26 protein-coding genes and 2 tRNA genes are annotated in these 26128 nt (G+C 62.5%); 13 read left to right on the top strand and 15 right to left on the bottom strand.

Annotation, left to right across the window (positions count from 1 at the left end):
- Positions 1–114: 114 nt before the first annotated feature.
- Genes AB0I57_RS10285 through pknB form a run of 6 tightly spaced genes read left to right on the top strand, consistent with a single transcriptional unit; the run spans position 115 to position 8452 of the window.
- Positions 115–579, top strand: a complete 465-nt coding sequence (locus tag AB0I57_RS10285) for an FHA domain-containing protein (protein WP_358333843.1) — start codon at positions 115–117, stop codon at positions 577–579.
- Positions 576–2141 carry a protein phosphatase 2C domain-containing protein gene (locus AB0I57_RS10280; protein ID WP_358333840.1) on the top strand — a complete coding sequence of 522 codons (1566 nt, stop codon included), beginning with the start codon at positions 576–578 and terminating at the stop codon, positions 2139–2141. Before AB0I57_RS10285 ends, AB0I57_RS10280 begins: the two co-directional genes overlap by 4 nt.
- Positions 2141–3595, top strand: coding sequence for an FtsW/RodA/SpoVE family cell cycle protein (locus AB0I57_RS10275; RefSeq protein WP_358333837.1), 1455 nt, complete (start codon positions 2141–2143; stop codon positions 3593–3595). Before AB0I57_RS10280 ends, AB0I57_RS10275 begins: the two co-directional genes overlap by 1 nt.
- On the top strand, positions 3592–5079 hold the full coding sequence (locus AB0I57_RS10270; RefSeq protein ID WP_358333834.1) for a penicillin-binding protein 2: 1488 nt from the start codon (positions 3592–3594) through the stop codon (positions 5077–5079). Before AB0I57_RS10275 ends, AB0I57_RS10270 begins: the two co-directional genes overlap by 4 nt.
- A 2-nt stretch (positions 5080–5081) precedes the next feature.
- A complete protein-coding gene (locus AB0I57_RS10265; protein WP_358333831.1) occupies positions 5082–6539 on the top strand; it encodes a protein kinase in 1458 nt (485 codons plus the stop codon).
- Positions 6536–8452, top strand: a complete 1917-nt coding sequence (gene pknB, locus AB0I57_RS10260) for a Stk1 family PASTA domain-containing Ser/Thr kinase (protein WP_358333828.1) — start codon at positions 6536–6538, stop codon at positions 8450–8452. Before AB0I57_RS10265 ends, pknB begins: the two co-directional genes overlap by 4 nt.
- Positions 8453–8515: 63 nt before the next feature.
- On the opposite strand, the gene AB0I57_RS10255 is transcribed toward pknB, so the two are convergent.
- Together AB0I57_RS10255 and AB0I57_RS10250 are read right to left on the bottom strand one after the other, a co-directional pair.
- The gene (locus AB0I57_RS10255) at positions 8516–9169 is read right to left on the bottom strand and encodes an aminodeoxychorismate/anthranilate synthase component II (protein ID WP_358333826.1); all 654 of its coding nucleotides are present in this window, start codon (positions 9167–9169) and stop codon (positions 8516–8518) included.
- A 54-nt stretch (positions 9170–9223) separates the two neighbouring features.
- Positions 9224–9922, bottom strand: coding sequence for a DUF881 domain-containing protein (locus tag AB0I57_RS10250; RefSeq protein ID WP_358333823.1), 699 nt, complete (start codon positions 9920–9922; stop codon positions 9224–9226).
- Between the two features lie 117 nt (positions 9923–10039).
- Here AB0I57_RS10250 and crgA point away from each other — a divergent pair, with 117 nt between their 5' ends.
- Entirely contained in the window at positions 10040–10303 is a 264-nt protein-coding gene (crgA, locus tag AB0I57_RS10245; RefSeq protein WP_358333820.1) for a cell division protein CrgA, read from the top strand.
- 216 nt (positions 10304–10519) lie between these two features.
- Positions 10520–10972 (top strand): PH domain-containing protein, encoded by a 453-nt coding sequence (locus AB0I57_RS10240; RefSeq protein ID WP_358333817.1) that lies wholly within the window; start codon positions 10520–10522, stop codon positions 10970–10972.
- Here the strand turns inward: AB0I57_RS10240 and AB0I57_RS10235 are convergent.
- Genes AB0I57_RS10235 through AB0I57_RS10225 form a run of 3 tightly spaced genes read right to left on the bottom strand, consistent with a single transcriptional unit; the run spans position 10966 to position 12427 of the window.
- A complete protein-coding gene (locus AB0I57_RS10235; RefSeq protein ID WP_358333814.1) occupies positions 10966–11718 on the bottom strand; it encodes a rhomboid family intramembrane serine protease in 753 nt (250 codons plus the stop codon). The genes AB0I57_RS10240 and AB0I57_RS10235 overlap by 7 nt on opposite strands.
- Positions 11634–11855, bottom strand: a complete 222-nt coding sequence (locus AB0I57_RS10230) for a hypothetical protein (protein ID WP_358334942.1) — start codon at positions 11853–11855, stop codon at positions 11634–11636. The genes AB0I57_RS10235 and AB0I57_RS10230 overlap by 85 nt, the downstream gene beginning before the upstream one ends.
- A 44-nt stretch (positions 11856–11899) precedes the next feature.
- The gene (locus tag AB0I57_RS10225) at positions 11900–12427 is read right to left on the bottom strand and encodes a peptidylprolyl isomerase (protein ID WP_358333811.1); all 528 of its coding nucleotides are present in this window, start codon (positions 12425–12427) and stop codon (positions 11900–11902) included.
- A 112-nt stretch (positions 12428–12539) separates the two neighbouring features.
- On the opposite strand from AB0I57_RS10225, the gene AB0I57_RS10220 reads away from it, so the two are divergent.
- Positions 12540–13082: a hypothetical protein gene (locus tag AB0I57_RS10220; protein ID WP_358333808.1), complete on the top strand. Its 543-nt coding sequence runs from the start codon at positions 12540–12542 to the stop codon at positions 13080–13082.
- 59 nt (positions 13083–13141) lie between these two features.
- On the opposite strand, the gene AB0I57_RS10215 is transcribed toward AB0I57_RS10220, so the two are convergent.
- The gene (locus AB0I57_RS10215) at positions 13142–14743 is read right to left on the bottom strand and encodes a hypothetical protein (RefSeq protein ID WP_358333805.1); all 1602 of its coding nucleotides are present in this window, start codon (positions 14741–14743) and stop codon (positions 13142–13144) included.
- 344 nt (positions 14744–15087) lie between these two features.
- Here AB0I57_RS10215 and AB0I57_RS10210 point away from each other — a divergent pair, with 344 nt between their 5' ends.
- Both AB0I57_RS10210 and AB0I57_RS10205 read left to right on the top strand, forming a co-directional pair.
- Entirely contained in the window at positions 15088–15639 is a 552-nt protein-coding gene (locus tag AB0I57_RS10210; RefSeq protein ID WP_358333802.1) for a redoxin domain-containing protein, read from the top strand.
- A gap of 109 nt (positions 15640–15748) precedes the next feature.
- Positions 15749–16210 (top strand): hypothetical protein, encoded by a 462-nt coding sequence (locus AB0I57_RS10205; protein ID WP_358333799.1) that lies wholly within the window; start codon positions 15749–15751, stop codon positions 16208–16210.
- A gap of 28 nt (positions 16211–16238) precedes the next feature.
- Here the strand turns inward: AB0I57_RS10205 and AB0I57_RS10200 are convergent, their stop codons facing one another.
- From AB0I57_RS10200 to AB0I57_RS10190, 3 genes are all read right to left on the bottom strand, one after another.
- Positions 16239–16835, bottom strand: a complete 597-nt coding sequence (locus AB0I57_RS10200; RefSeq protein ID WP_358333797.1) for a chorismate mutase — start codon at positions 16833–16835, stop codon at positions 16239–16241.
- Positions 16836–17016: 181 nt separating this feature from the next.
- Positions 17017–17502 carry a hypothetical protein gene (locus AB0I57_RS10195; RefSeq protein ID WP_358333794.1) on the bottom strand — a complete coding sequence of 162 codons (486 nt, stop codon included), beginning with the start codon at positions 17500–17502 and terminating at the stop codon, positions 17017–17019.
- Positions 17503–17856: 354 nt separating this feature from the next.
- Positions 17857–18201: a hypothetical protein gene (locus AB0I57_RS10190; RefSeq protein ID WP_358333791.1), complete on the bottom strand. Its 345-nt coding sequence runs from the start codon at positions 18199–18201 to the stop codon at positions 17857–17859.
- A 235-nt stretch (positions 18202–18436) separates the two neighbouring features.
- On the opposite strand from AB0I57_RS10190, the gene AB0I57_RS10185 reads away from it, so the two are divergent.
- Positions 18437–19192: an SDR family oxidoreductase gene (locus AB0I57_RS10185; protein ID WP_358333788.1), complete on the top strand. Its 756-nt coding sequence runs from the start codon at positions 18437–18439 to the stop codon at positions 19190–19192.
- Between the two features lie 322 nt (positions 19193–19514).
- Entirely contained in the window at positions 19515–20051 is a 537-nt protein-coding gene (locus AB0I57_RS10180; protein WP_358333784.1) for a hypothetical protein, read from the top strand.
- 855 nt (positions 20052–20906) lie between these two features.
- Here the strand turns inward: AB0I57_RS10180 and AB0I57_RS10175 are convergent.
- The 6 genes from AB0I57_RS10175 to gyrA form a co-directional block, all read right to left on the bottom strand.
- Complete coding sequence (locus tag AB0I57_RS10175) at positions 20907–21062, bottom strand: hypothetical protein (protein WP_358333781.1); 156 nt, start codon at positions 21060–21062, stop codon at positions 20907–20909.
- 206 nt (positions 21063–21268) lie between these two features.
- Entirely contained in the window at positions 21269–21592 is a 324-nt protein-coding gene (locus tag AB0I57_RS10170) for a CopG family transcriptional regulator (protein WP_358333778.1), read from the bottom strand.
- A 259-nt stretch (positions 21593–21851) separates the two neighbouring features.
- A tRNA-Ala gene (locus AB0I57_RS10165) sits at positions 21852–21924 on the bottom strand.
- A gap of 120 nt (positions 21925–22044) precedes the next feature.
- Positions 22045–22118 (bottom strand) — tRNA-Ile (locus AB0I57_RS10160).
- 128 nt (positions 22119–22246) lie between these two features.
- Complete coding sequence (locus AB0I57_RS10155; RefSeq protein WP_358334868.1) at positions 22247–23332, bottom strand: DUF3566 domain-containing protein; 1086 nt, start codon at positions 23330–23332, stop codon at positions 22247–22249.
- 225 nt (positions 23333–23557) lie between these two features.
- Positions 23558–26068 carry a DNA gyrase subunit A gene (gene gyrA, locus AB0I57_RS10150; protein ID WP_358333775.1) on the bottom strand — a complete coding sequence of 837 codons (2511 nt, stop codon included), beginning with the start codon at positions 26066–26068 and terminating at the stop codon, positions 23558–23560.
- Between the last annotated feature and the right edge of the window lie 60 nt (positions 26069–26128).

Here is a 26128-nt window from a genome sequence, read left to right as displayed (position 1 = left end):
TGGGCTGCCCGTATCCTGATCGCAGGGTACGGGTTGCCCCTATGATGCTGCGAGAAATTGACCCGGGAACCGTGGATGTTCCGGCCATGGATAGATGGAAGGAGGTGGACTGCCGTGCAAGGTTTGATTCTTCAACTGACGCGAGCAGGCTTCCTGCTTCTGCTGTGGCTGTTCGTATGGGCGGTTCTGCGGACATTGCGTAGCGATATCTATGCAGGCTCCGGCGTACGGGTACCGCCTCGGTACTCTCGCAGCAGCACCGTCTTGCCATCCCTCGGCAGGACGAAGACCGCCAAGTATCTGGTGGTTACTCAGGGAAGCCTGGCAGGCACCCGTATCACTCTCGGCACCCAGCCCGTCCTGATCGGCCGCGCCGACGACTCCACCCTGGTCCTCACCGACGACTACGCCTCCACTCGCCACGCTCGGCTCTCGCCACGGGGGGCCGACTGGTACGTCGAAGACCTCGGCTCGACCAACGGCACCTACCTGGATCGTGCCAAGGTCACCACATCCGTCCGCGTGCCGCTCGGTACTCCCGTTCGAGTCGGCAAAACGGTAATCGAGTTGCGCCCGTGACCCTGGTACTCCGATATGCCGCACGTAGTGACCGCGGCCTCGTTCGTTCCAACAACGAAGATTCCGTTTACGCCGGCGCCCGCCTCCTCGCACTCGCGGACGGCATGGGCGGGCACGCGGCCGGTGAAGTTGCATCACAGTTGATGATCGCCGCCTTGGCGCATCTCGATGACGACGAACCCGGCGAAGATCTCCTGGGCAAGTTGGAAGCTGCCACCCGCGAAGGCAACGACTCGATTGCCGACCACGTCGAGGAAGATCCCGAACTCGACGGGATGGGTACCACGCTCACGGCAATTCTGTTCTCGGGTAACAAACTCGGGCTCGTTCACATCGGTGACTCACGCGCCTATCTGTTGCGTGACGATTCCCTCACCCAAATCACCCGGGACGACACCTTCGTCCAGTCACTCGTCGACGAGGGACGGATTACAGCCGAACAGGCTCACACGCACCCTCAGCGCTCTCTCATCATGCGTGCGCTCACAGGCAATGAGATCGAGCCGACGCTGACCGTCCGCGAGGCACGCGCAGGCGACCGCTACCTGCTGTGTTCCGACGGGCTGTCAGACGTAGTCAGCGACGAGACCATCGAGAACACCATGCGTGAGAGTTCTCAGGATGAATGCGCGGACCGGCTCATCGAACTCGCTCTTCGCAGCGGTGGTCCGGACAATGTCACGGTCGTCGTCGCAGATGTCATCGACCTCGATTACGGGCAGATCCACCCCATCGTGGGGGGTGCGGCATCGACCGATGACGAGGAGGACGCCCCTCCGCCCAATACTGCCGCCGGACGAGCCGCCGCGATGCGGCCGCCACGTGCAACTCCGAAACGTGTGGTCGGGCAGCCCGCGGAACGGCCGGCCAAGAAGCGACACCGCGTCAGATGGGCCGCCATCTCGCTCGGTCTCATCGCCGTGGTCGTGGCAGGCCTCTTCGTCGGGCAGGCTCTGATCCGCAACAACTACTATGTCGGCTCCGACAGTGAGCGCGTCACCGTGCTACGTGGGATTCCCGGTTCGGTATTGGGTTACTCGCTTCAGGAGGCCAATCTCCTCGGCTGCGTCAGCGACACTGGAGCACTGAGGTTGATGTCGCCCAACCAAACAATGAGCGGTTGCACCATTCTCGAGGTCAACGACCTCCGCCCTTCCGCGCGCGAGCAAGTCCGCGCCGGACTCCCTTCAGGCAACCTCGAAGAGGCGCGAAACCAGATGGTGCGGCTCGTCGAGAACGACCTTCTTCCGGTCTGTGAGCCGGAACCCTCCAACGTTTCACCGACCAACTCGGAACCCGCGGCACCAGCGGAACCGGCACAGCCTGCGGAACCGGCCGAACCCGCACCACCCGCGGAACCGGCCGAACCAGCACCACCCGCGGAACCGGCCGAACCAGCACTGCCTGCAGAACCGGCCGAACCGGCACCACCTGCCGAGGGGCCGCAGATACCTGTGCAGGACATTCCCGCACCGACGGAGGAGATACCCGCACCACCCGCCGAGACACCGGTGCCTACCATGCCCCAAATTCCCGGCCAAAACTGCAGGACGGCCAACTGATGTCGGTTGCCAGTCCTTCATCGGGAGCCCAGTTTCCCAGCCCGCCTGGCGGGTTCGCGCCTGCTCCCGCCCAACCGACCCGGCGCAACACTGAACTGATCCTGATCGTTTTCGCGATCCTGATCACGACGATATCGCTGGTGCTGGTCGAGGTCAGCCAGGACCAGAACCTGAGCTGGGACCTCTCCAAGTACGGCGTCGCCTACACCGCACTGTTCTTGATCGCGCATCTTGCAGTGCGCCGTTTCGCGCCGTACGCAGACCCGCTGATCCTTCCGATCGTCGCGCTACTCAACGGGCTGGGTCTGGTCCTGATCCACCGGCTCGATCTTGCCGACGAGCAGTCGGCCGCCTACTTCGGCCTCCCCACCCCGTCGCCGGACGCCAACCAGCAGGTCCTGTGGACCACGCTGGCCATCGCAGGATTCGTGGCCGTACTGCTGCTGTTGAAGGATTACCGCCTTCTGGCCCGCTACAGCTACACGCTGGGTCTTGCAGGGCTGGTGTTCCTCGCGATTCCTGCATTTCTGCCCGCAAGTCTCTCCGAAGTCAACGGAGCGAAGATCTGGATCCGGCTCCCCGGATTCAGCATCCAACCTGTCGAGTTCTCGAAGATCCTGCTGATCATCTTCTTCGCCTCGATCCTGGTCGCGAAGCGAGACCTGTTCACCACCGCCGGCAAGCACGTGTTCGGCGTCGACCTGCCCCGGGCACGCGACCTCGGTCCGATCATCGTCGCCTGGGTGGTCTCGGTAGGCGTGCTCGTACTGGAAAAGGAACTCGGAACGTCGCTGCTGTTGTTCAGCACCGTACTGGTGATGCTGTACATCGCCACCGAACGTGTCGGGTGGCTGCTTATCGGCGTGGGGCTTCTTGCGATCGGCTTCTTCTTCGCCTACCAATTGTTCGGCCACGTCCGCGTTCGCGTGAGCACCTGGCTCGACCCGTTGGCCGACTACAACGACACCGGCTACCAGATCTCGCAGTCGTTGTTCGGTTTGGCGACCGGCGGTGTCGCCGGCACGGGACTCGGCGGGGGCAGGCCGTCGCAGGTTCCGTTCGCCAAGACCGACTTCATCGTCGCCACGATCGGCGAAGAGCTTGGACTGATCGGTCTCGCCGCAGTACTGATGCTCTTCCTGGTACTGGTCATCCGCGGATTGCGTACCGCGTTGGCGGTGCGCGACAGCTTCGGGAAACTCCTCGCGGCAGGCCTGTCGTTCACAATCGCTGTCCAGGTGTTCGTGGTAGTCGGCGGTGTCACCAAGCTGATCCCACTCACCGGTTTGACGACACCGTTCATGTCGTACGGCGGATCATCGCTACTCGCCAACTACCTCTTGCTCGCAATCTTGATCAAGATTTCCGACGCTGCACGTGAGCCGGCCGCACCGAAGAAGAAAGGCCCCGCACCCATCGCCGACGCCCAGACCGAGATGATGCCGCGCTCATGAACACACCTCTGCGCCGCGTCGCAATCGCCGTGATGATGATGGTCGTTGCCCTCCTCGCCAACGCCACATACGTCCAGGTCATCAAAGCAGACGACCTGCGTGCCGATCCGCGCAACTCACGTGTGCTGCTCGACGAATACTCGCGTCAACGTGGACAGATCTCGGCCAACGGTCAAGTGCTGGCTGTGTCCGTTCCTACCACCGACCGCTACAAGTACCTGCGTACCTACCCCGCCGCCCCGGGCGCGCCATCGAGTCCTCTGGCGAATGCGCCGGTCACCGGTTTCTATTCGATGCAGTACGGCAGCACTGGACTCGAGCGGGCCGAGGACCAGGTTCTCAATGGTTCCGACAGCCGCCTGTTCGGACGGCGATTCTTCGACCTCGTCGCGGGGCGTGACCCGCGTGGTGGCAACGTTGTGACCACCATCAACCCGGTCATGCAGCAAGTGGCGTACGACCAATTGACGGCGAAGGGCTACACCGGTTCGGTCGTGGCGATCGAACCGAGCACCGGTCACATCCTCGCAATGGTCAGCACCCCGAGCTACGACCCCAATACGCTGTCCGGCCACGACGGTACCCAGACCACCCAGGCCTGGGAGAGTCTGAACGAAGATCCGAACGAACCCCTGCTCAACCGAGCGGTGTCGCAGACATATCCTCCTGGTTCCACCTTCAAGGTCGTCGTGGCTGCAGCAGCACTGGCCACCGGAACCACTCCCGACACCCAACTGACCGCAGCCCCCGAGATCACACTTCCCGGTACTTCGACAACCCTCGAGAACTATGGAGGCGAGGCGTGCGGCGCCGCACCGACCGCGTCGATGCGTGAGGCGTTCGCACGGTCCTGCAACACGGCGTTCGCCGAACTGGGTATCGAAACCGGGGCGGACGCGATCCGTGACCAGGCCAGCGCGTTCGGCATAGGCGGACCAATGCCCGGCGTACCGTTCCCGGTCGCGGACAGCACTATCGGGACGATCCCTGACGACGCAGCACTCGGCCAGAGCAGCATCGGCCAGCGTGACGTCGCGCTCACCCCCCTTCAGAACGCGATGATCGCAGCGACTGTCGCGAACGGTGGAGTTCGGATGCAACCGCAACTGGTATCCGACCTACAGGCTCCAGACCTTTCCAATCTCGCCACCACCAACCCTGTGTCCGAAGGCCAGGCGATGTCGCCGCAGATTGCAGACACCCTGACCAGCCTGATGATCGGCTCCGAGAACGACACCACCGGCGAGGGCAAGATCCCCGGCGTGCAGATCGCCTCCAAGACAGGCACAGCTGAACACGGGACCGATCCGAGGAACACGCCGCCGCACGCCTGGTACATCGCGTTCGCTCCCGCCGAGAACCCGAGCGTGGCCATCGCAGTCATCGTCGAAGACGGTGGAGATCGTTCACTGGCGGCAACCGGAGGCTCGGTAGCCGCACCGATCGGACGTGCCGTCATCGCAGCCGGACTTCAGGGGAGCTGACCATGGCACTGACCAACGGCGCCCTGATTGCCGATCGATATCGTCTGATCCGACTCATCGCTACCGGCGGAATGGGACAGGTCTGGGAAGCGAACGACAACCGACTCAACCGTCATGTCGCGGTGAAAGTACTGAAATCCGAGTTCTCCTCGGATCCGGAATTTCTGGAGCGTTTTCGTTCCGAGGCGCGCCTCACCGCGCAGTTGAACCACTCTGGTATCGCCGGGGTCTACGACTACGGAGAGGTGAGCGACACCAGCGGCGAGTCCACCGCCTACCTGGTGATGGAGCTTGTGACCGGTGAACCGCTGAACGCCGTTCTCGCCCGTGTGGGACGACTCACGATTCAGCACGCACTGGACATGCTCGAACAGACCGGACGGGCATTGCAGGTGGCGCACGACGCAGGTGTGGTACACCGCGACGTGAAACCGGGCAATATCCTGATCACGCCCACGGGACAGGTGAAGATCACCGATTTCGGCATTGCGAAAGCTGTGGAGAGTTCACCGATCACCCGCACCGGAATGGTTATGGGTACGGCCCAATACATAGCCCCCGAACAGGCGCTGGGGCAGGATGCGACCGCGGCCAGCGACGTCTACGCGCTCGGGATAGTCGGCTACGAGGCGCTGTCGGGGCATCGTCCCTTCCTCGGCGACGGCGCGATCACCGTCGCGATGAAGCACGTACAGGAGGCTCCGGCACCGTTGCCGAAGGACCTGCCTGCGAACATCCGCGAACTCATCGACATCGCCATCGCGAAGGATCCAGCCGTGCGCTACGCCAGTGGCGGAGATTTCGCCGAGGCGGTTGCAGCGGTCCGGGCCGGTCGACGTCCACCGCCCCCCAGCGGAACGAGCGGGGCGTCCCGAGTACTGCCTCCGCCTGTAGTGGGAACCACACAGATGACACCGGCGGCGGGACCCGCCCCGGTGAAACCGGAGGCGCAGACCGCGTACGTGGGTCCGGTCACCGGACCGGTGCCCCCTGAGGACAGCGCCGAAAACGAAGAAGGCGCACGTAGCGGCTTGACCAGTGGTCAGATGGCGGTGGCCTGGGGGGCTGGTGGCCTGATCTTGTTGGCGGCAATCATTGGTGTCGCGCTCGTCCTGTTCGGTGAGGGTGGTACGAATGGTTCGACGGTGCCCGCGGTGACGTCGTCACTTCCGACAATCACGGCGACACAACCGGAGACCACGATCTTCACATACGAGCAGGCACCCCCGATCACCACCGAGCCACCACAACTGACCACCGAACCACAAATTCCAATCGAACCACCACCTCCCACCGAACCAGAACTCACCACCACCGAGCCGCAACTGACCACCGAACCAGAACTCACCACAGAACCAGAACCCACCACCACCGAGCCAGAACCCACCACCACCGAGCCAGAACTCACGACGACCACGTCGGAGGAAGAAGAGACTCCGACCCAACAAGGACAGCCATGACCACACCGCGTAACCTCTCCGCACGCTACGAACTGGGTGAGATTCTCGGCTTCGGTGGCATGTCCGAGGTCCATCTCGCCCGAGACGTCCGGCTCAGCCGTGACGTGGCGATCAAGGTCTTGCGGGCCGATCTCGCCCGCGACCCCACGTTTTACTTGCGGTTCCGCCGCGAGGCCCAGAACGCTGCGGCACTCAACCACCCGGCAATCGTGGCCGTCTACGACACCGGCGAGGCGGAAACCGACGCAGGCCCCTTGCCGTACATCGTCATGGAGTACGTCGACGGCGAGACGCTGCGAGACATCGTGCGCAGAGACGGCACCATGTCGCCGCGGCAGGCGATGGAAGTCATCTCGGACGTGTGCGCGGCACTGGACTTCAGTCACCGCAACGGCATCGTGCACCGTGATGTGAAGCCCGCCAACGTGATGATCAACCGTGCGGGCGCGGTGAAGGTGATGGACTTCGGGATCGCGCGCGCGATATCCGATGCGTCCAGCCCGATGACGCAGACTGCCGCGGTCATCGGTACCGCCCAGTACCTGTCGCCGGAGCAGGCGCGCGGAGAACAGGTCGACGCAAGGTCCGACGTGTACTCCCTCGGGTGCGTGCTGTTCGAGATCCTCACCGGCCAGCCGCCGTTCAAGGGCGACTCGCCGGTCGCGGTCGCGTATCAGCACGTGCGCGAGGATCCGCGGACACCGTCGGAAATAAACCCGGACGTTCCGCATGAGCTGGATTCCGTAATCCTCAAAGCCATGAGCAAGAACCCGGCCAACCGGTACCAGACCGCTGCCGACATGCGCAGTGACCTGGTCCGGGTCCTGAGTGGGCAGCGCCCGAGCGCGCCGATGGTGATGAGCCCCGAGGACCGCACCGAACTCCTCGGGGCGGTCGGCAGCGGGCCCAAGCATTATGCTTCGCCGCCACCCGTCGAGCCTCCGGCAGACGAACCGGACGACCAACCGGGTCGGAAGCGAAATCCGATCCTGCTGGCATTGATGGCGGTGGCCGCACTCATCGTGATCGGTATCGTCACCGCGTTTTTGTGGACCGCCCTGGGATTGGGATCCGGGGTAGGCCAGGTCACGCTGCCGGATGTCACGAACCAGAGCGCCGACGACGCCGCTACCAGACTGCAGAACGAAGGTTTCCAGGTTACCCAGCAGCAGAAGCCCGATGCCGTGGTGGCAGCCGGCAATGTCATCAGCACTCGACCACTCGCGGGTGTCGAGGTGGACAGGGGCAGCACCGTAACCCTCGAGGTGTCTTCAGGCCCCGAGCAGGTGACGATCCCCCGGCTTGCCGGTCTTAACCAGCAGGAGGCACAGCAGGAGCTGAACGCGGTCGGTTTGCGGCTCGACAGCTCCATCCAACGCGCGCCGTCGGACGAGTCGGACATCGACAAGGTGATCACGCAACAGCCGTCGTCGGGTTCGAGCATCGCGCTCGACTCCGAGGTCACGATCACCTTGGGAAGCGGTCCCGAGCAGGTGCGTGTTCCTGATGTCACGGGTCAGACCGTGGACGTCGCCCAAGAGAACATCGAGGCAGCCGGTTTCGAGGTGACGATCGAGAACGTCGACTCCGGAGCACCGGAAGGCCAGGTGATCTCCACCGACCCGGCCGGAGGATCGACTGCCGACAAGGGTGACACCATCACGATCAACGTCTCGAATGGCAACAACATCCAGATGCCCGATCTGACCGGGAAGACAGTGTCGCAAGCGCTCGCATTGTTGCGCGGCGCCGGGTGGACCGGATCGTCGAGTTCACTGGACCAGTCTCAGAGGGCCACACTCGATCCAGACATGGTCGGCAGGATCATGAGCCAGCAACAGCCGCCGGGATCGGAGATCACCAAGACCAGCGTGGTCTCGATCGAAGTCGGAACCCTGGGCATCCCCAGATAGGGAATCGCACTGTCGGTGAGTGGTCGATCGAAGTCCGCACAATCGTCGATCACTCACCGGCGCTTATTCACCCAACGCGCGTACCACCTCGGCTTCGAGAGAAGCCACGAGAGACTCCGCCGGGGCGTCGCCACAAACAGCGAGCCAGTTGGCGAGCACCCGATGCCCACCCTCGGTGAGAACGGACTCCGGATGGAACTGGACTCCGTGAATCGGGAGTTCACGGTGCTGCATCGCCATGACGACGCCGCTGTCCGTATGCGCCGTGACCTCGAGCTCGTCCGGGATGGTGTCCTCGAGCACGGTCAGCGAGTGGTACCGCGTTGCAGTGAAGGGGTCTGGGAGTCCCGCCAGCACACCGCCATCGTCGTGGTGGACGATGCTGGTCTTTCCGTGTAGCAGTTCGGGCGCCCGGTCGACGGTCGCGCCGAATGCGGCGCCGATCGCCTGATGTCCCAGGCATACCCCAAGCAGCGGTGTCTTCGCCTCGGCTGATGCCTTGACCAGGTCAATCGTTGCACCGGCGCGCTGAGGGGTACCCGGACCAGGGCTGAGCAGAATGCCGTCGAAATCGCTCGCGGCGGCAGCGATTGCGGCCGATCCAGTGAGATTCGGATCGTCGTTGCGCCAGACCACCACCCCTGTCCCCAACTGTCCGAGGTACTGGACGAGGTTGAATACGAAGCTGTCGTAGTTGTCGACGACGAGAATCTTCATGAGGCCAGCGTATTCTGCCGCTACAGCGTGGCCTGCGGCCGGGCACCCGGCGATTCAGCCTGCGTAGCCGGGCACGCTCAACCGGTCGGACGCGACTTCCGTATATCCGAGTCCGAAACGGACCGCGTACTGCTTGAAAATCTGAATGCCGGGCTCCTTCGCGAGCGCCGCGGAAAGCCTCGTGGGATCACCGATCGCCGACATCACGTACGGGGGGCTGTAGGTGCGGCCGTGAAGCAACAGTGTGTTGCCGACGCAGCGCGGCGCCGACGTGTTGACGATCCTCTGGTCCTGCATGCTGATCGCCTCAGCACCGCCCAGCCACAACGCGTTCAGTACGCTCTGGACGTCCTGCTGATGGACGACGAGATCGTCCGGAGTTGCATCGACCGGGTACTTACCGTCAGCATCACGCGAGGCATCGGTGAGGGTGACGGTGACTCCCGGCCCCGTCATCGGAGTGAGTCCAGCGTCTGCAGCGATCGCCTTCGTGTCGGCGAGAGTCGCGGCGACTCCGGTGTCCGTCGCGGCAGCCTCCTCCTGAAGTGATTCGACGTCGGCCGCGAGTTGATCCCGAGTATCGGCGGCCATCTCGATCTTCGCTTGTGCGTTGCGCACCAGATCGGACAGGCGGGTGGAGTCGCCGGCACGAATTTCGCTGCCGTGCGACGCTACCCCTGTGGTGGACACCAGAAATCCGGCCACGAGACACACCCCGAGCACAGCGATCCTCCAAGAGATGGATCTCGTCACCGGCGTTCCATCCCCTCGTCCTCGCGCAGCGATTCGCACCTACGTTAGCGTGTACCCACGCAGGTATTTGGAATCTACCTGCCCACATTCATTTTGAATCGCACGAACGAGGACATCATGCCGAAATCGAAGGTACGAAAAAAGACCGACTACACGATCAATCCCGCGAGTCGCACTTCTGGGCGGCCGAAGGCGGGGCCCTCGAGCCCCATGTACATCGCGGTGATGCTCGGACTCATGCTGATCGGCTTGCTATGGCTGCTCGTCTACTACCTGGCCGCCGAGCAACTCGACTGGTTGAACGCCCTAGGCGCCTACAACTTCCTCATCGGATTCGGCTTCATGGTGGTCGGCCTGATCATGACGATGCGGTGGCGTTGACCACTCATGTGCACCGGCGCGGGGCGTCGCAATCCGGTCGGCGCGGGGCGTCGCAATCAGGTCGGCGCGGGGCGTCGCAATCAGGTCGGCGCGGGGCGTCGCAATCAGCCCGATGCGGGGGGTCGCAATCGCACCGACGTACAGCCTTGCAATTACACATGTGTCATTCATCCCCATTGTTAACAACACCTGTGGACAACCGGATGGCGGGTAGTCGTGTCTGTTGATGAAGCGCGACTGGAGTGGGCGACGCCCCTCGGGGCCGTCGTCGCTCTTGCGGCAGGAGGCGTGGCGCTGGGCGTCATGGGGCTGGTGATGTCGGCCGATCCCGCAGGTCGCGCACTCGTCTCGATAGCCGCTCTCGGACTGCTCCTCGCTGCGGCAGCGGCCGGCAAACGACGGCCGCGACTGGCTGTGGACAAGGAGGCTGGAGGCATTGTCGTCAACCGCCTGACTGGTCGCCGTGCGTACGCCCGATCCGACATCGACCGAGCCCGCATCGTTCGCTATCCGCGGTTCGGGCGCCGAGTGCCCATGCTCGAGATAGACGTTCGCACCGGGGACGGTGACGAACGCCTCCTCATCTTCAGTCGGTGGGATCTGGGTACCAACCCCGAGGATGTGTTCGATGCCCTCTCGGTACACAACCTCGTAGGTCGGAATCAGTAGCCGAGGCTAGCCCGCAACTGCAGGATTCTCATCGCGATGATTGCCAGAGTCACGAGCACGACGACGCCGAGACATACCCAGCCGACGGTGACGGCCTTTTCCCTGTTGTTCGTTGCACCCAGCAGTTGGGGACCGTAGAGAATTCCCGCGGTCGCGGCAGCACCGGTGAACAGACCACCGAGGTGGCCCCACAACGAGATGCCGGGGATCGTGATGCTGATGAACACGTTGATGGCGATCACGGTTATGACCGGGGCCGGACTGTGACGCAACCGGAGAAGGATGATCGCCTGCGCACCCATCAGCCCGAATACCGCGCCGGACGCGCCAGCGGTAACCGCATTGATCTGGAACAGCATCACAGAGGCGGAACCACCGAGGATCGATGCGAGATAGACCAAGAAATACCGCGTATGCCCCAGGACCAATTCGGTATCCCGGCCGATGATCCACAGCGCGAACATGTTGACGGCTATGTGGATCAGACCGAAGTGCAGGAAGCCGCTACCGACAATCCGGGCGAGCTGCCCATCGGCGACCAAGGGCGGGTACAGGGCCCAGTCCTGGAAAAGCGCCGACCCCGCATAGTTCTGCATGATGCTTCGGGACTGGGCAGCCGTGATGAGAAATATCGCCACATTGACTGCCATGAGCGCATAGGTCACCCACGGTGTCGGCCGCTGCGTAGATACGACAGCACCGGCGACATTGCGGACTGGCCGGACGTCACGTTTCCCTGCTGCCACACAGTCGACGCACTGATAGCCGACAGCGGCTTCACGCAGACACTCGGGGCACGCAGGCCGATGGCACCGATTGCACGACAGTGCGGTAGGACGATCAGGATGCCGGACGCAACGCGGCTGAGGCGGAGGGCCTTCATTCGCGGCGCCGCCCCAGCCGGGGTTGGTCATATGCTGCGGTTCCTTACGCGATCGAAACGCTCTTGATCACGACCGGCTCGAGCGGACGGTCCGCGCGATCGGTGGCTGTGGATGAAATGGCGTCGACGACCTTCTTGGAATCTTCGTCGATGACCTCCCCGAAAATAGTGTGCCTACGGTTGAGGTGCGGCGTGGGGCCAGTGGTGATGAAGAACTGCGAACCGTTCGTGCCGGGGCCTGCGTTGGCCATCGCCAGCAGGTAGGCGCGATCGAACTGCAGTTCCGGGTGGAACTCGTCTCCGAACTGGTAGCCCGGTCCACCTGATCCCGTGCCAGTCGGATCGCCACCCTGAATCATGAATCCATTGATGACGCGGTGGAATATGGCACCGTCGTAGAAGGGGCCGGAGTTGGTGCCACCTGCATTGGCGGTGCTATAAGCCTTCGAACCATCGGCGAGGCCGACAAAGTTCTCGACCGTCTTGGGGGCGTGATTGCCGAACAGTGCGAGCTTGATATCGCCGCGGTTGGTGTGCAGTGTTGCGGTTGCGGTCTGATGAGGTGAAGTCACACCACCATGTTGCCATTTAGTAGTTGCCGGTGGTTCCGTCGGCATCGACGGGAGCTTCGCATCGGTTCCTGGTCCCACTTCGGTGGCTTGGCCAGTGTGACAAAGTGGGAGGATGACACGAGCGACGGAGTCCCTCACGAACTTGCTTTCCACCGAGCGTGCCGAGGCCGTGCAGTCGCAGGTATCCGAAGGAGTCGAGGCTGCTCTGGCCCACGTCTCGGATTCAGCCTCCCGAGTCCGGGAGTCGGAGTCGGTAGACCGCACGCGACACCTCGCACGGTCAGCAGCACTGGCGGCGGCACGTGGTACCGGTCGACTCAGCCTGTTCCTCGGCCGTCAGGGAGCGTCATTGGCCAAGAAGGGCTATGAGTGCGTCCGAACCTCGCAGGTCTCGAAGGCAGGACCGGATGCGATGCATCCTCTGGCCTCGGCTGCGATACAGCCGCTGGCCTCGGCAGCTGAACCCACCGAGCAGAAGAAGTCGCGCAAGGGTCGACGTATCGCGATCGTCATTCTCGCCGGCGTCGCTGTCTTGGGTGGCGCGCTGGTAGTCAGGCGCCGCTGCCGGGAGCAGCCACGCGTGGCGGACGCTCCCCCGAACCTCCGCGACCTCGAGAAGGACGCGGAGCGATCCGCGTCGAGTGAGGAAACGTAGACGCACTCGAACTACCTACTCGACCTAGAGGTTCGTGATAGAAGCGATTCGGGAAACGGCTATCTCGGAGTGACTTTCGTGACCCCAGTCAAGGTCCCGATGTAGTAGTAGTCGCCACCAGGCGCCAGCGACAGCTGTGCGTACCAATTGTTGAATCGAGGTTCGCCGCCGCCGACCCAGGCCGACCACAGCACTTGGCGAAGGTCCGCCGCATCCAGCGCGGTCAAGTACCAACCGTCCACTCGCTTCTCGTAAGTGATGATGGAATTGTCGGCGATGTTGCCCTTCGAAACGACTGAAGGCACGCTGATCGTGTGGTTGGCCGGTAGAACCTCCACGCGCCCATCGCTCCAGACTTCGATGCCACCGAAACCGCCCGCCGTTGTCAGCGGACCTGCGGTGGACAAGACGCTTTCATTTCCCCAATTGTTCTCCGCATAGATGCGGATGCTGTCCGGTGTAGAGCCGGGCATCACGATCTCGGAATTCTCATCGCTGATGTCGGTGCGGTCACCGAACGGCGCGGCCTGCGCCAAGATCCGCTCCTCCCCGGGCCGCAGATACTTCTCCGCGCGGTATACCACGATGTTGGGTGTGACACCGTTGTCGAAGATCGTCACGAACTCCCGGTCCCCGATCTTGAAGAATGACGGTGAAGTACCTGAGCCCCAACTGGTTTGGCCCGGTTTCTGCCCGGTGCCGCGATCATAGGGTGCTTTCCAGGCGATCTCCGGGCTACCGTCCGACGCCATGTCGAACCGATACATGAAGTGGTCAGTCTGCTGGAAGGTAGACCGCCCGGCCACGGGGTGCGACTCGGAGATCCGCTCTTGAATCGTTCCGTCGTTGAAGTGGTTGACGTTCAGAGACTTGATGCAGTCAGTCGCGCAAGGTTCCGGTGCAACTGTGCCCACCGACCCCTCCGATGTGGTGAACCAGATGTAGCCCCGATCGTTCGGAACCAAAGCGTAGAAGTTCTCTCCGTCCAGCGGACCGCCACTGCCCGTCACATTGATGTCGCGCGCCATGACGTACCGATCGACCTCGCTGACCGGAGAAGGCTGCCGTTCCCAGGCGACGATATGTCCGTTGGGCATTCCCATGACCACGCGATGTTCGTTGTCCTGATAGAAGTACCCGATGCCGCCGAACTCCGTGAGCGCTGCCTGGATGTTTGTGAATGGAACCACGAAACTCTTGTAGGCAAGCAGGTTGCCGTTCGGGTCGATCGTGATAATGCTGCGGACGAAATCGTTGGTGAACGGGTTTGGATAGCCACCGCAGACGGTCTGTAGATTTCCATCAGTGTCATAGGTGTGAGCAGGGCACTCGCCAGTGTTTGCCGTAATCTGCTGACCGGTATCGGGATCTTGAAAGGTGTACTGCGAGAACGTCTGCACGTCGACACTCGGCGAGCCGGCGGGCCCCGGCATACTGTACGAGTCAGTGAACGCCGCGTCGTTGTGAATGTTGTTCCACGGGTTGGGAGACATCCACGGATTCTGAGGCACCGCGGCAGGCACGGCGCCCGCGACACCCGGACCCCAGAACAATAGTGCGACCGCGAGCAGAGCAAGTGTTGCAAGAGATTTCGAATGGCGCGGTGCCGACAGCGCACCGACCTTCCCGGTATTCGACGCTGTTGCTTCGACGCTCTGCATTAGGGACCCCCCTAGTTCAGACCGAACTTCCGCTGAGAATGACGTTAACACCCGCAATCATCACGTCACTTGAATTCACAAGAAGTCACAGCCGGTGTCGCGACGACATCGCGGCGGTCCACGAAGTACCGTTGCGAAGAGTTGCCAGATCGGCTCACGCTTGGAGGGAATCCTTCGGTACGTCGCAGCTGACTCCGCAGTGGTCATTGAAAATGGTTAGCCTGTAAACGATTTTGTCGAGGACCAGGCTCTGCCTCGGCCAGGGGTTGTGCGGTCGATGCACCCGACTCCGATCGCGTGGGAAGGCCAGTCCGGGTTCCCAATACCGAAAGGACCGACACGACATGAAACAGCTGACGGGAATCGGTGACCGCGTCGGCCCGATCACTCTCTACGACGCCGAGGGGGCGCGCGTCGAGTTCGATTCTCTCCTCGATACCCCGATCGTCATGCCCCTGGTCCGGTACTACGGTTGCATGCCGTGCAGGGCGTTCCTCCACGAACTCGAGGGACTTCGACGGGACTTCGAGGCCGCCGGGGTACGCGTCGCGGCCGTCGGCGGGGCTGCCGACTATCAAGCCCGTCACCTGATGGAACACGGAATCGGATATCCCCTGTTGTTGGACCCCGACCACACTCTGTATGCCGCCTTGGACGTACATCGAATCCACTGGTGGATGATGCTCAACCCACGCACCTGGTGGAAGTACCTCTCCGCAGCGCGCCGTGCCAGGCAGGGCCGCATCACTGACCATCCGCTCCAAGCGCCCGGCCTGGCCATCATCGATGTCGACCGCACGGTGCGCCTGCTTCACCGTGGACGCACCCTCGGTGACTACCCGCCCGCAGCACAAGTCCTGGCGGCGGCACGGCGTCTGACCGGCAACAATGCCTGACGCCGCCATGATGCCCAGTTGCTCTGCTGTACTCGTTTCGTAGTTCGTGACCGGGGTATCCCAAAGCCGGATGTCCAAACGCGCAAACACCCGTTCCGAGGAGCAAGAGATGACCCCGTCCCGCCTTGTCCGTCGTATCGCTGCCGTCACAATTGCGATCGCTGCTACCACCGTGATGAGTGCCGGAAACGCAGGCGCCGATCCGCCTCACCCTTTCGGTGGTGTCGCCCTCACCATCGGGTGTCCGAACCAGGGCAGCCTGATGTCATTGACGGGTCTTACCGGACAGTCGGGGCCAGAGGCCTCACCGCCTATCGCCAAGGGAGAAATTCGCTTCGAGTCGTTTCCGGCCGCAGCGCCGATTCCGGCCGCAGCGCAGGTCACTGTTGCATGGCTCAACACCGATACCGGTCGTTCGGGGATAGTCGATCTCGCCGGTGTCTACCCCAACCTGTCCGCGACCGTGGATACGGGCGTCGGAAACGTCATAGCAACCGGATTCGGTTCGATCAACTTAGGCAGCGGCCCGATCTGCCAAAACAATCCGGCGATCGGAACGTTCATTGCATGACCGGTTACCTGGAAGGTCTCGCTTGGCACTAGCCGGCAGGGCTGCAGATCGACCACAGGGCGCGCGCCAAGGCGACCTGATGCAGCGCATCGAGATGCTGATCTTCGGACACTGCAATGGTTGCGTCGGCTAGTGCCGGAATGCAGTCGGGACTTTTCAGCAGTGTCTGCTGTTCACGCAACTGAGCGAGGATCACCTCATCCTGCTCATCAATGATCGGACGGACCTGAGAAAGATCGGGTCGGACCGTCGGCGCCAATTCGGGTTCTGCGCCCCAAACGGCGAACAACGAGTGCTGGACTACCTTGCTGGCCTCGATCTGGTCCCGGAATATCTGCTGCACCCACTCCGGATTCAGACCCTCGTTCAACGCTGTCTCGGACATCCGATCCAGAACTTCGACTTCGCGCGCCGGATCGTCGATCGGCGACAGTGTCCCCCACTTCGCCGTCGCCACTACGTCCGCGGTCGCCAGTCGCAGCGAGACTGCCTCGACGATCGGTTGCAACGGTGGAGCAGAATTCTTCGCGGTTGCGGAAGGCGTCAGCGCGGTGGCCAGTAATCCGACCACCGCAGTCGCCCGCACCGTCCGGCGCAGCAGGCGGGCAGCCAGGTCCGAACTCACCGTGCAAGTCTAGCGACGGATCACGGACCCAGCCACCGCGATGCTGCCACACATGAAGCAGGAGTGGAATTCGTTGCCCACGAACCGATCACAACCGGTTGCTCGAAACGTCCTCAATCGGACAACTCGAACCTCGGCGACTTCGTGTGCTCGAGTGATTGCCCGGTAGGGCCCCGCAGCATCAGCTACCGAAGATTGAGCTACCCGAGGTTGACTGTGGAGAGACTTCTACTGTCAAGGCATCGGCGGTCGGGACCATGAACCAAGGCTCGGTTCCCCAGACCTCCTCTGCCGAAGCCTGCTCCGGTTGGTCGATGCAACCCCAGGAGACTACATACTCCCCCGCCGGAAGGTCAGAGTACGAATAGGTCTGGGTTCCAGAAGCGACAGGTACCGTTTCCCACCCGACCCCATTGTTGAACCGACCCATTCCGAAGTCTTGGTCCCATTTCCCTTTTTCCTTCCCGTCCCCCTGCTTCGTCCCAATCACCATGCAGTACACGTCCGCCCCGGTGTTGTTGGTGATCGTCGTGACCACGGTGTCGCCGTCAACGGAGGCGGCGACATCCACATCTTCGGGCGCTGCCACAGCGGTACCGGCACCGAACAGGGTGAGGGGCGCAGCCGCCAGAAGAGCGATGGTTGAACGGGCGGTGAGTCGATTCACGAACTTCTCTTCTCCTTGGTTTGAAAAACGGTCGGCCACCGAAGGCCGATATCCGTCGGACATCATTTCAACTGCTATCCGAAGTTCACATCAGAAGCACCAAATATGTTGCGGATAAACCGTTTACATGTCCATCTACCTGGACTGATGCCGTGAAGACGACGTTGGCGATTTCCCGTGTCCGCCGACAGCCGAGTTGGTATCGCCGTCAACATGTCGACCGCGTGGGCTCAGTCACAGTACTGAATGAGCGGGGCTCACACGAGGATGGGTGGGCAACAGTGGCCTAAAAGTGGGACGCGCCAGCGGCCTTCGCATTTCGTGAAGGCCGCGAACTCGAGGCGCGTTGTCGAGTCAGCTCGCAAAGATGTTTACGAACCATACTTGGGGAGATCCGACCGGTCTGAATGGGCCGCGATATTTCACCAGATCATGCGGGTTGCCTGCGGGGTCGAGCTGATAGCAGGTCGTCACCTTGAAACTCTGGCAATAGATGTTGTCGGTTCCGAAGGGGCTGAACACGACGGCCTTCGGATAGATGTTGAAAGGAACCCACGCGCCTGGGTAGAGGGGGGTGACAAAGTTCTGGGCGAGCTCGTATCCGGGTGGCGGTACATGGTCTTGCGCCTGAGCTGCGGGTGCCACCGCTATCGACACTGCTGCGGCCAACGCTGACGCGACCAGAAACTTTTTGATCACTTCGTCCCCTCCGATGCGTAGTGAATAACCATTGCCTGGTATGTCGGCATCTGGACGGAGAGTTGTTACACATGCAAAGTGGTGCGTTGCAGGCCGGCGGTTCAGCCTGCAACCCCGGACTCGTAGTTACGTCGAAGCTCGGCGTGCTCTTGCTGAGATCTGTTGACCCGGATCACCCCGCATGCCGAGCATGCTACTTTGTTCGATGTTCGACGAATATAGAGAAGAAGGTGGTATGACAATGGGTAGCTTCGACGACCAGGTCGTGATCGTGACCGGCGCTGGGACGGGGATTGGGCGGGCGATCGCGATCGCGTTTGCCCGGGCCGGCGCCCAGGTGCTTGGTGTGGGCCGCCGTCAAGCGTTGCTGGATGACCTTGCGGGCGAGCATCCGGCGATCGAAGTGGCAGCACACGATCTGCGCCGTGATGGCGAGGCCTACGCGGTGATCGACGCGGCCGTCGCTCGGTGGGGCCGGGTGGATGTGCTGGTCAACAATGCAGGGGCGACAGCATTGATGCCATTGGCCGACGTGACCGCCGAACGTGTCGCCGACCTGTTCGCCCTCAACGTCGTTGCCCCGAGTGTGCTCGCAGGTGCGGCGTTGCCCCACCTGCGTCAGACCCACGGCAGCATCGTGAATTTGTCGAGCACCTATGGGCATCGCCCGATTCCCGGCGCCGCCCACTACGGCGCCTCCAAGGCCGCGCTGGAACAACTCACCCGCAGCTGGGCCCTCGAACTGGCCCCCGACGGCGTGCGGGTCAACGCTGTGGCACCCGGCCCGACCGAGAGCGAGGCACTGGCCGCCGCCGGGCTCCCCGACGACATGGTCGCGCAGATCAAGCGAGACGAGGCAGAACGTATCCCGTTGGGGCGCCGCGGTGTTCCGGCCGAGATCGCCGACTGGATACTGCATCTGAGTGATCCGGCCGCGTCCTGGATCACCGGTCAAGTCGTCACCGTCGACGGTGGTCTCGAGCTCGTTTAGGACCGAAACGGCCCTTGTCTTGGAGTGCGGGGCACCTTCATCTGATGTCGACGCCTGGCGTGGCAAGGGGTGTCAGTCTCGCTCGCCGTCGGGTGACGTGGGCACGAGATAGGAAAAGCCACCTTCCCGTTTCCGAGAAGGTGGCTTTCACCCGCTGGGTCGGCGAGGGCGTCGTGGGCTCGGCTTCACGGGCATGGCGTGGCTTCCCTCGGGATGGTCGTCTTCGGTGTTACCTTCCTGATACCCCGGGGGGCTTGCTCGCACTCTTTCGCGATTCCGCCGGCGCATGCCCGCATACGGAGAACGAGCGAAAGGGAAGTCCTTGATCAAGTCAGTACGTGCCGCCATTACCGCAGCCTTGGGCGCACCGCTCCTCGCCGTCGCCTTCGCGGTGCCCGCCAACGCCGCAGCCGAAGACGTCAACCTCACCGCCGACGTCCAGGGCAATGACGTCTGGGTCACCATCACCAACGACACCGCAGGGATCATCGGCTGCGAGTGGCGGGCTTGGGACGACAACATCGAGAAGTTCCAGGCGTCGGTCCGGTACTTGGCCCTATCCGGCGAGTCTTGGACTTCGGCACCCCTGCCCGACGGTGACTACAAGATCAGTTGGTGGTGCGCCGACTTCCCAAACGCGAACGAGTGGTGGGGTACGGGTGACATCGAGATGCAAGCCGACACAGCAGATCCGACGCCGGTCACCGCCCCGGTTCCTGTCGACACCGGCATCCTCGGGAGCCTCGGCAGTTCCGAGACCGGCAGCCTGGGCAGTTCCGGAAGCAGCAACTCAGGTAGCACGAACTCCGGTAGCACCACCTCGGGCAGCACCACGTCCCCGAGCCTCGGTGATTCCTAGGCGTCCCTTCCTGGCCCGGCACCATCACGGTGTCGGGCCAGAATCATGTTCAGCCACAGGTGATAGCAGCTGGCTAGGCCATTTTGGCGATCTGCGTCACTCCGAGTGGACGGGTCACGCTGAAGTTGTAGCGTTCCCCTGGCGCTCACCACTGCTCGCTGAGCGACCCGAGCATCGGGGGCGTACGCACTGTGGACACCCCCTGGTCTGAGTCCGACTCATAGACCACTCAGTTAGTCCTCAATGGGTGGGAAGCAGGGCATAGGGAAGGGGGTCTCGACGCTCATCCCATAAAAAGTAAGGGCATACCCCGCGACGGACCCCCCAAAGAGGACGGGTCCCAAGATTGACCCCACTGACCCCAGTGACTCCACTGACTCCATTGGCGACTCCAGTGACCCCATGAGCACATCCATCGACTCAAATGCACTGGTCGAGGCCGTTGAACCGGTGGGTGAGTCCTGGACGGGACAAGAACCGTCAGCACCGACAGGACCGTCCTGACCGTCGCCGACCTGGACGACCATAGGGTCGACGTTGACGTTCCCGCCGTCTGCTGCGCTGGCCGGCGTCGCGAACGCGGCAGCAAGGAGCGGGGCGGCAACCACTGCCGTCACAGCGGAGCGAACTGACTTCTTCAACGGTTCCTCTTTCGTCGGTGCTGTCGAGACTGGCCGGGAAGTGCTGGTTCTATCCGTCGAGAACCTCACGAATAGGACTTTCTTCCCAGTGGGACAGTAAACCTCAATCGTCTCCAGTTCGAGCTGAGGCTCGTCGATAGTGATTTCGACCCCAGCCCCTGCACTGCAGAGCGCCCCGGCCTGTAGGTGACCGGGGCGCAATGACTGGTGCTCGCTAGGCCGTTGTAGCGATCTTGACAATGCCGAGCGGCTGGAAGACATCGATCTGGAACCTCCCCTCGACACGGGCGCGGATCTGGTTCTTGCTGAAGTCGTCCGACTCGTTCTCGGACCACTGCACCTGGACGCCAGATTGGTCGGTCGAGCCCACGAATGGACAAGATAGACGAAGCTGAAGCCCGCTACGGGGAGCATCGGTCCTGTACAGGGTCAGATCGTGAAATCAGAACAGGCACGAGAAAGGCCGACACTCAAAGATGTCGGCCTTCCTCGTTCAGCCCCCACACGTTCTGCCGCAACACACAAGCAGAGAGGACGAGGGGCGCACACCCCGATCAGGGCGGCGCCCCCATGGGGTCAGGGCAGCGCGTTCACATAGAGCGTGATCGCCTCGCGCATAACCTCAGAAGGCTTGATACCCGACTCTGCAGCGATCCGGTCAACCTCGTCGCTGACCTCCTTCGGGAGCCGCACTTGTCGGCGCGGGGACAACCCTGCGGGCGCATCCTTGGACAGGCTCGGGCGACCGAGGCCCAGAACCTTCGCGGCCCGCTTGCGCTGGGTCTCGAGTTGGGCTGCGTCCTTGTGGAGCGCGTTCGGCTTCCAGTCGTCGGGGATCTCCATCTCCTCAGCCGCGCGAGCGGCCTCCATGTAGTAGTCCTCGTCGATTTCCTTGTTCATCTTCTGTTCCTGTTCCGCGTTCAGTTGCCGGGCAGATGTGGGAACCTTCCTGGCTCACACTCAGGAATCCTCTTTGAGAATCCTGTTTAGGAACTTTTGTCTGGCTTCCATCACATGGAATATGACTATGTCCCTAGGGCCCTCTTCAAACATGATCTCCAGCTAAGGGGCTCCAAGTTGTTCCTGAGGCCATATAACCAACGAGAAAGAGCCACCTTCTCAAATCTGAGAAAGTGGCTCTTGCCCGCGAATTAACTTGTGGAGCCTAGGAGATTCGAACTCCTGACATCTGCCTTGCAAAGGCAGCGCTCTACCAACTGAGCTAAGGCCCCGTTACCTCATGCCACACCTCATTGCCCCGAAGCAACTTGGTCAGTCCGATTGCTACCAGCACACTGGCTCCCACTACAAGGAGAACCTTCATGCAGACAACCTTTCATCGGCACCAGGAGTGGGCCTAGGAGGACTTGAACCTCCGACCTCTTCGTTATCAGCGAAGCGCTCTAACCGCCTGAGCTATAGGCCCTGAAGTACAGAAAACTCGTCCGATGCAGTTCCCTGAACCGAGTCGGAAGATTACCCCACCGGACCGGCAACTACCAAAACCGGTCCGATGAGAATCTCTTTTCCCAGTTCAGTCCTGTCGCTCTCCGGTCAGTCCCGATCCGCGAGCGTCACTTCGACGCCCCCCACCAGGTCGGAGCACAGGTTGTAGATGAACGAACCAATCGTCGCGAGTGCGGTGAACAACACCATATTCGCCAGACCGATGACCGCTGCGTACCCGAAGACCTGCCCTGCCGTCACAAGACCTTCAGGGCTCGAATCGGCCACGATATCGGTGAAAGCACCGTTCAGGCGATCCCAGACACCCATCCCATCCAGAACTACATACAGCAACCCCACTGCCACCATCCACACCAAGAACAGCGACACCGAGATGATCGACGAGATTTTCAGCGTCGACCACGGATCCACCCGGCGGATTTGCACCGACGCTCTGAGACCGCCCTCCTCGACGCGCTGCGGCGCCACCGCTATCTTCGGCTTCTGCTCCGCCGAAGCAGTCGGTAGCGGGTGCTTTGCCTCGGACAAATCCGGCATGTCCTTCGGCAGAACATCCCGGCTGATGTGCCGCGTGGGCCCGTCGATCGCGGATGCCTTGGCCTTCGCCGGCTCACGCTGCGGAACTGGGCCTGCCGTGGCTACACCGGATCCTCCATTGACAGGCGAGGGTGCTGTCATCGAGTCCGAGTTGGGTACCGGCTCTCCTATCGCCAGAGACGACGATTGCTGTGCCGGCGCCTGCGGTGGCCACACAGCCTGGGTTGGAGCCCCGGAGCCCTGCTCCCGCGGTGTCGGCATGGCCTGTCCCGGAATGCTCTGGGTGGGGAGAGTTTGGGGTGCCGTCTGCTGCACCTTCGCGGTCTGCGGCTTCTGGGCTTCCTGACCGCTGGACGCCTTCCCTGCCGCGGGCTTTCCCTCGGCCATGGTCGGGTTCGGCGGACCCTCCGATCGGGACGCCAGCTTGGCTCCCGCACCCTGCACCGGCCGTTTCAGGTTGGTCTGAGGTTCCCTCTGCACTTCGCGCTGCCAGGGCGGAATCTGGCCTCCCCGAGTCGGGTTCGCGCCACCGGTAGAACCACCGAACGCTCGAGTCGGCTCACCCGGAGGCTGTGTGGGTTTCGCCGGACCCGAAGGAGTTTGCTGATTTTGGGCATTCCCCTGCGAAGGAGGCATCGGCCAATCCGGTCGCGCTTCGTCAGTCGGTGCAGTCGGCCCGACCGGGGGGGCGCCACTACCGGCGAACTCCTGCGGTGCCTGCGGCGCCGGACCTTGTTGCGAACTCGAGCCCGCAGACTCGTTCGCGGGGGCGTTGGAGGTCTGCTGCTCCGGCGCCGGACCTGCCGAACCTGGGTTCGGCAGGTCGATACCTGGCTGGTTGGGAGTGCTCACTAGGACCCCTTAGCTCCTTTTGCCGCTGCTCTCGGCGTTTTCTTCGTTCTCGTCAGGTTCGTCGGCGTTACGGGCGATAGCGAGCAAGGTGTCGCCGTCACCGAGGTTCATCAGACGGACGCCTTTGGTCTGCCGCCCGGCCTTGCGAACCTGCTTGGCTGTGGTGCGGATTACACCACCACCCGATGTGATTGCGTACAACTCGTCGTCGTCGTTCACAATGAGTGCCCCGACCAGAGTGCCACGTTTCTTGTCGTACTGAATCGTGAGCACACCCTTTCCGCCACGACCCTGGGGGGCGTAGTCCTCGATGGGGGTGCGCTTCGAGTAACCACCGGATGTCGCCACCAGCAGGTAGCCCTCACGAACTACGTTGAGCGACAGCAGTTCGTCATCGTTATTGAAGCGCATTCCCTGCACACCGGACGTGGCGCGTCCCATCGGGCGTAGCGTGTCGTCGGTGGCGGAGAAGCGAATCGACTGTCCCTTCGCAGACACCAGCAGCAGATCATCGTCGGCGGAGCAGAGCACCGCGCCCACCAGCTCGTCGTCGCCGCGCAGGTTCACCGCGACGATGCCGCCGCTACGGTTCGAATCGAAATCGGTGAGCTTCGACTTCTTCACCAGACCGTTGCGCGTCGCGAGGACGAGGTAGGGCGCGTCCTCGTACGTCTTGATCTGGATGATGCTCTGGATCCGCTCGTCGGGCTGGAACGCGAGCAGATTGGCCACGTGCTGTCCGCGGGCGGTGCGGGTCGCCTCCGGAAGTTCGTACGCTTTGGCCCGGTACACCCGGCCTTTCGTAGTGAAGAACAGCAACCAGTCGTGCGTTGAGCTGACAAAGAAGTGCGAGACGATGTCGTCTTGCTTGAGACCGGCACCCTGCACGCCCTTGCCCCCACGTTTCTGCGAGCGGTACAGGTCCGTCTTGGTGCGCTTGGCGTAGCCGGTCTCGGTGATCGTGACCACGACGTCCTCACGTGCGATCAGATCCTCATCGGCGACGTCGCCGTCGGCGGCGATGATCCGGGTGCGCCGGTCGTCGCCGTACTTGTCGGCGATTTCCTTCAGCTCGTCGCGGACGATCGCACGCTGACGCTCCGGCTTGGCGAGGATGTCCTCGAGGTCCGCGATCTCGCGCTCGATCTCCGCGAGTTCGTCGATGATCTTCTGACGTTCGAGGGCGGCGAGTCTACGCAGCTGCATCGCGAGAATCGCGTCGGCCTGGATCTCGTCGACTGTGAGCAGATTCATCAAGCCGTCGCGCGCGACGTCGACGGTTTCGGATCCTCGAATCAGCGAGATGACGTCGTCGAGCGCGTCGAGCGCCTTGACGAGACCGCGCAGGATGTGCGCGCGTTCCTGGGCCTTGCGAAGCAGGAATTCGGTGCGCCTGCGGATGACCTCGACCTGGTGCGTGACATACAGGCGGATCATCTGGTCGAGGCGCAGCGTGCGGGGTACGCCATCGACGATCGACAGCATGTTGCAGCCGAAGCTCGTCTGCAACTGCGTGTGCTTGTAGAGGTTGTTGAGGACGACCTTCGCAACCGCATCCCGCTTGACGGTGACGATGATCCGCATGCCCGCACGGTCCGACGACTCGTCGTGGATGTCGGAGATGCCTGCGATCTTGCCGTCCCGCACCTGCTCGGCGATCGACGTGATCAGATTGTCCGGATTCACCTGGTAGGGCAACTCGGTGATGACGATCGTGGTGCGCCCCTTGGCATCCTCCTCGATCTCCACCACACCGCGCATACGGACGGAACCGCGCCCGGTGGTGTAGGCATCGTGGATGCCCTGGCCGCCGACGATCAGACCGTGCGTCGGGAAGTCCGGGCCCTTGACCCGTTCCATGACGGCCGCGAGGGTGGCCTCCTCGCCGGCTTCCGAATTCTCGAGTGCCCAGTAGATGGCCTCGGCCACCTCGCGCAGATTATGCGGCGGAATGTTGGTCGCCATACCGACAGCGATGCCGCCGGAACCGTTGATCAACAGATTGGGGATACGACTGGGGAGAACCGTCGGCTCTTGGGTTCGCCCGTCGTAGTTCGGAGCGAAATCGACTGTTTCGTGGTCGATTTCGCGGAGCATCTCCATAGCGAGCGGAGTCAGCTTGCACTCGGTGTATCGCATCGCGGCGGGACCGTCGTTGCCCCGCGAACCGAAGTTTCCCTGACCGTCGACGAGCGGGTACCGCATCGACCACGGTTGCGCCATACGCACGAGGGTGTCGTAGATCGAGGAGTCACCGTGGGGGTGATAGTTACCCATCGTTTCGGCGACCGGTCGCGCAGACTTCACATAGCCGCGATCTGGCCGGTAGCCGTTGTCGTACATCGCGTACAGAACACGACGGTGCACCGGCTTGAGGCCATCTCGCACATCGGGCAGCGCACGACCGACGATCACGCTCATCGCGTAATCGATGTAGCTGCTCTGCATCTCCTGCTGAATGTCGACGGGCTCGACGCGGTCGTGCCCCGGGCCCTCCGGCGGCAACGTTGTGTCAGTCATGAGCTCCTTCTTCTACTCGGCTTGACGTCTCCTCTCGGACGGACGGGCGGTCCGGTACGA

Origin of the sequence: Rhodococcus sp. NPDC049939 (assembly GCF_040656415.1) — a bacterium.
Taxonomy (GTDB): domain Bacteria; phylum Actinomycetota; class Actinomycetes; order Mycobacteriales; family Mycobacteriaceae; genus Rhodococcus_F.
The sequence above is the reverse complement of the archived record's forward strand: the minus strand, read 5'-3'. Positions and strand labels throughout refer to the sequence as shown.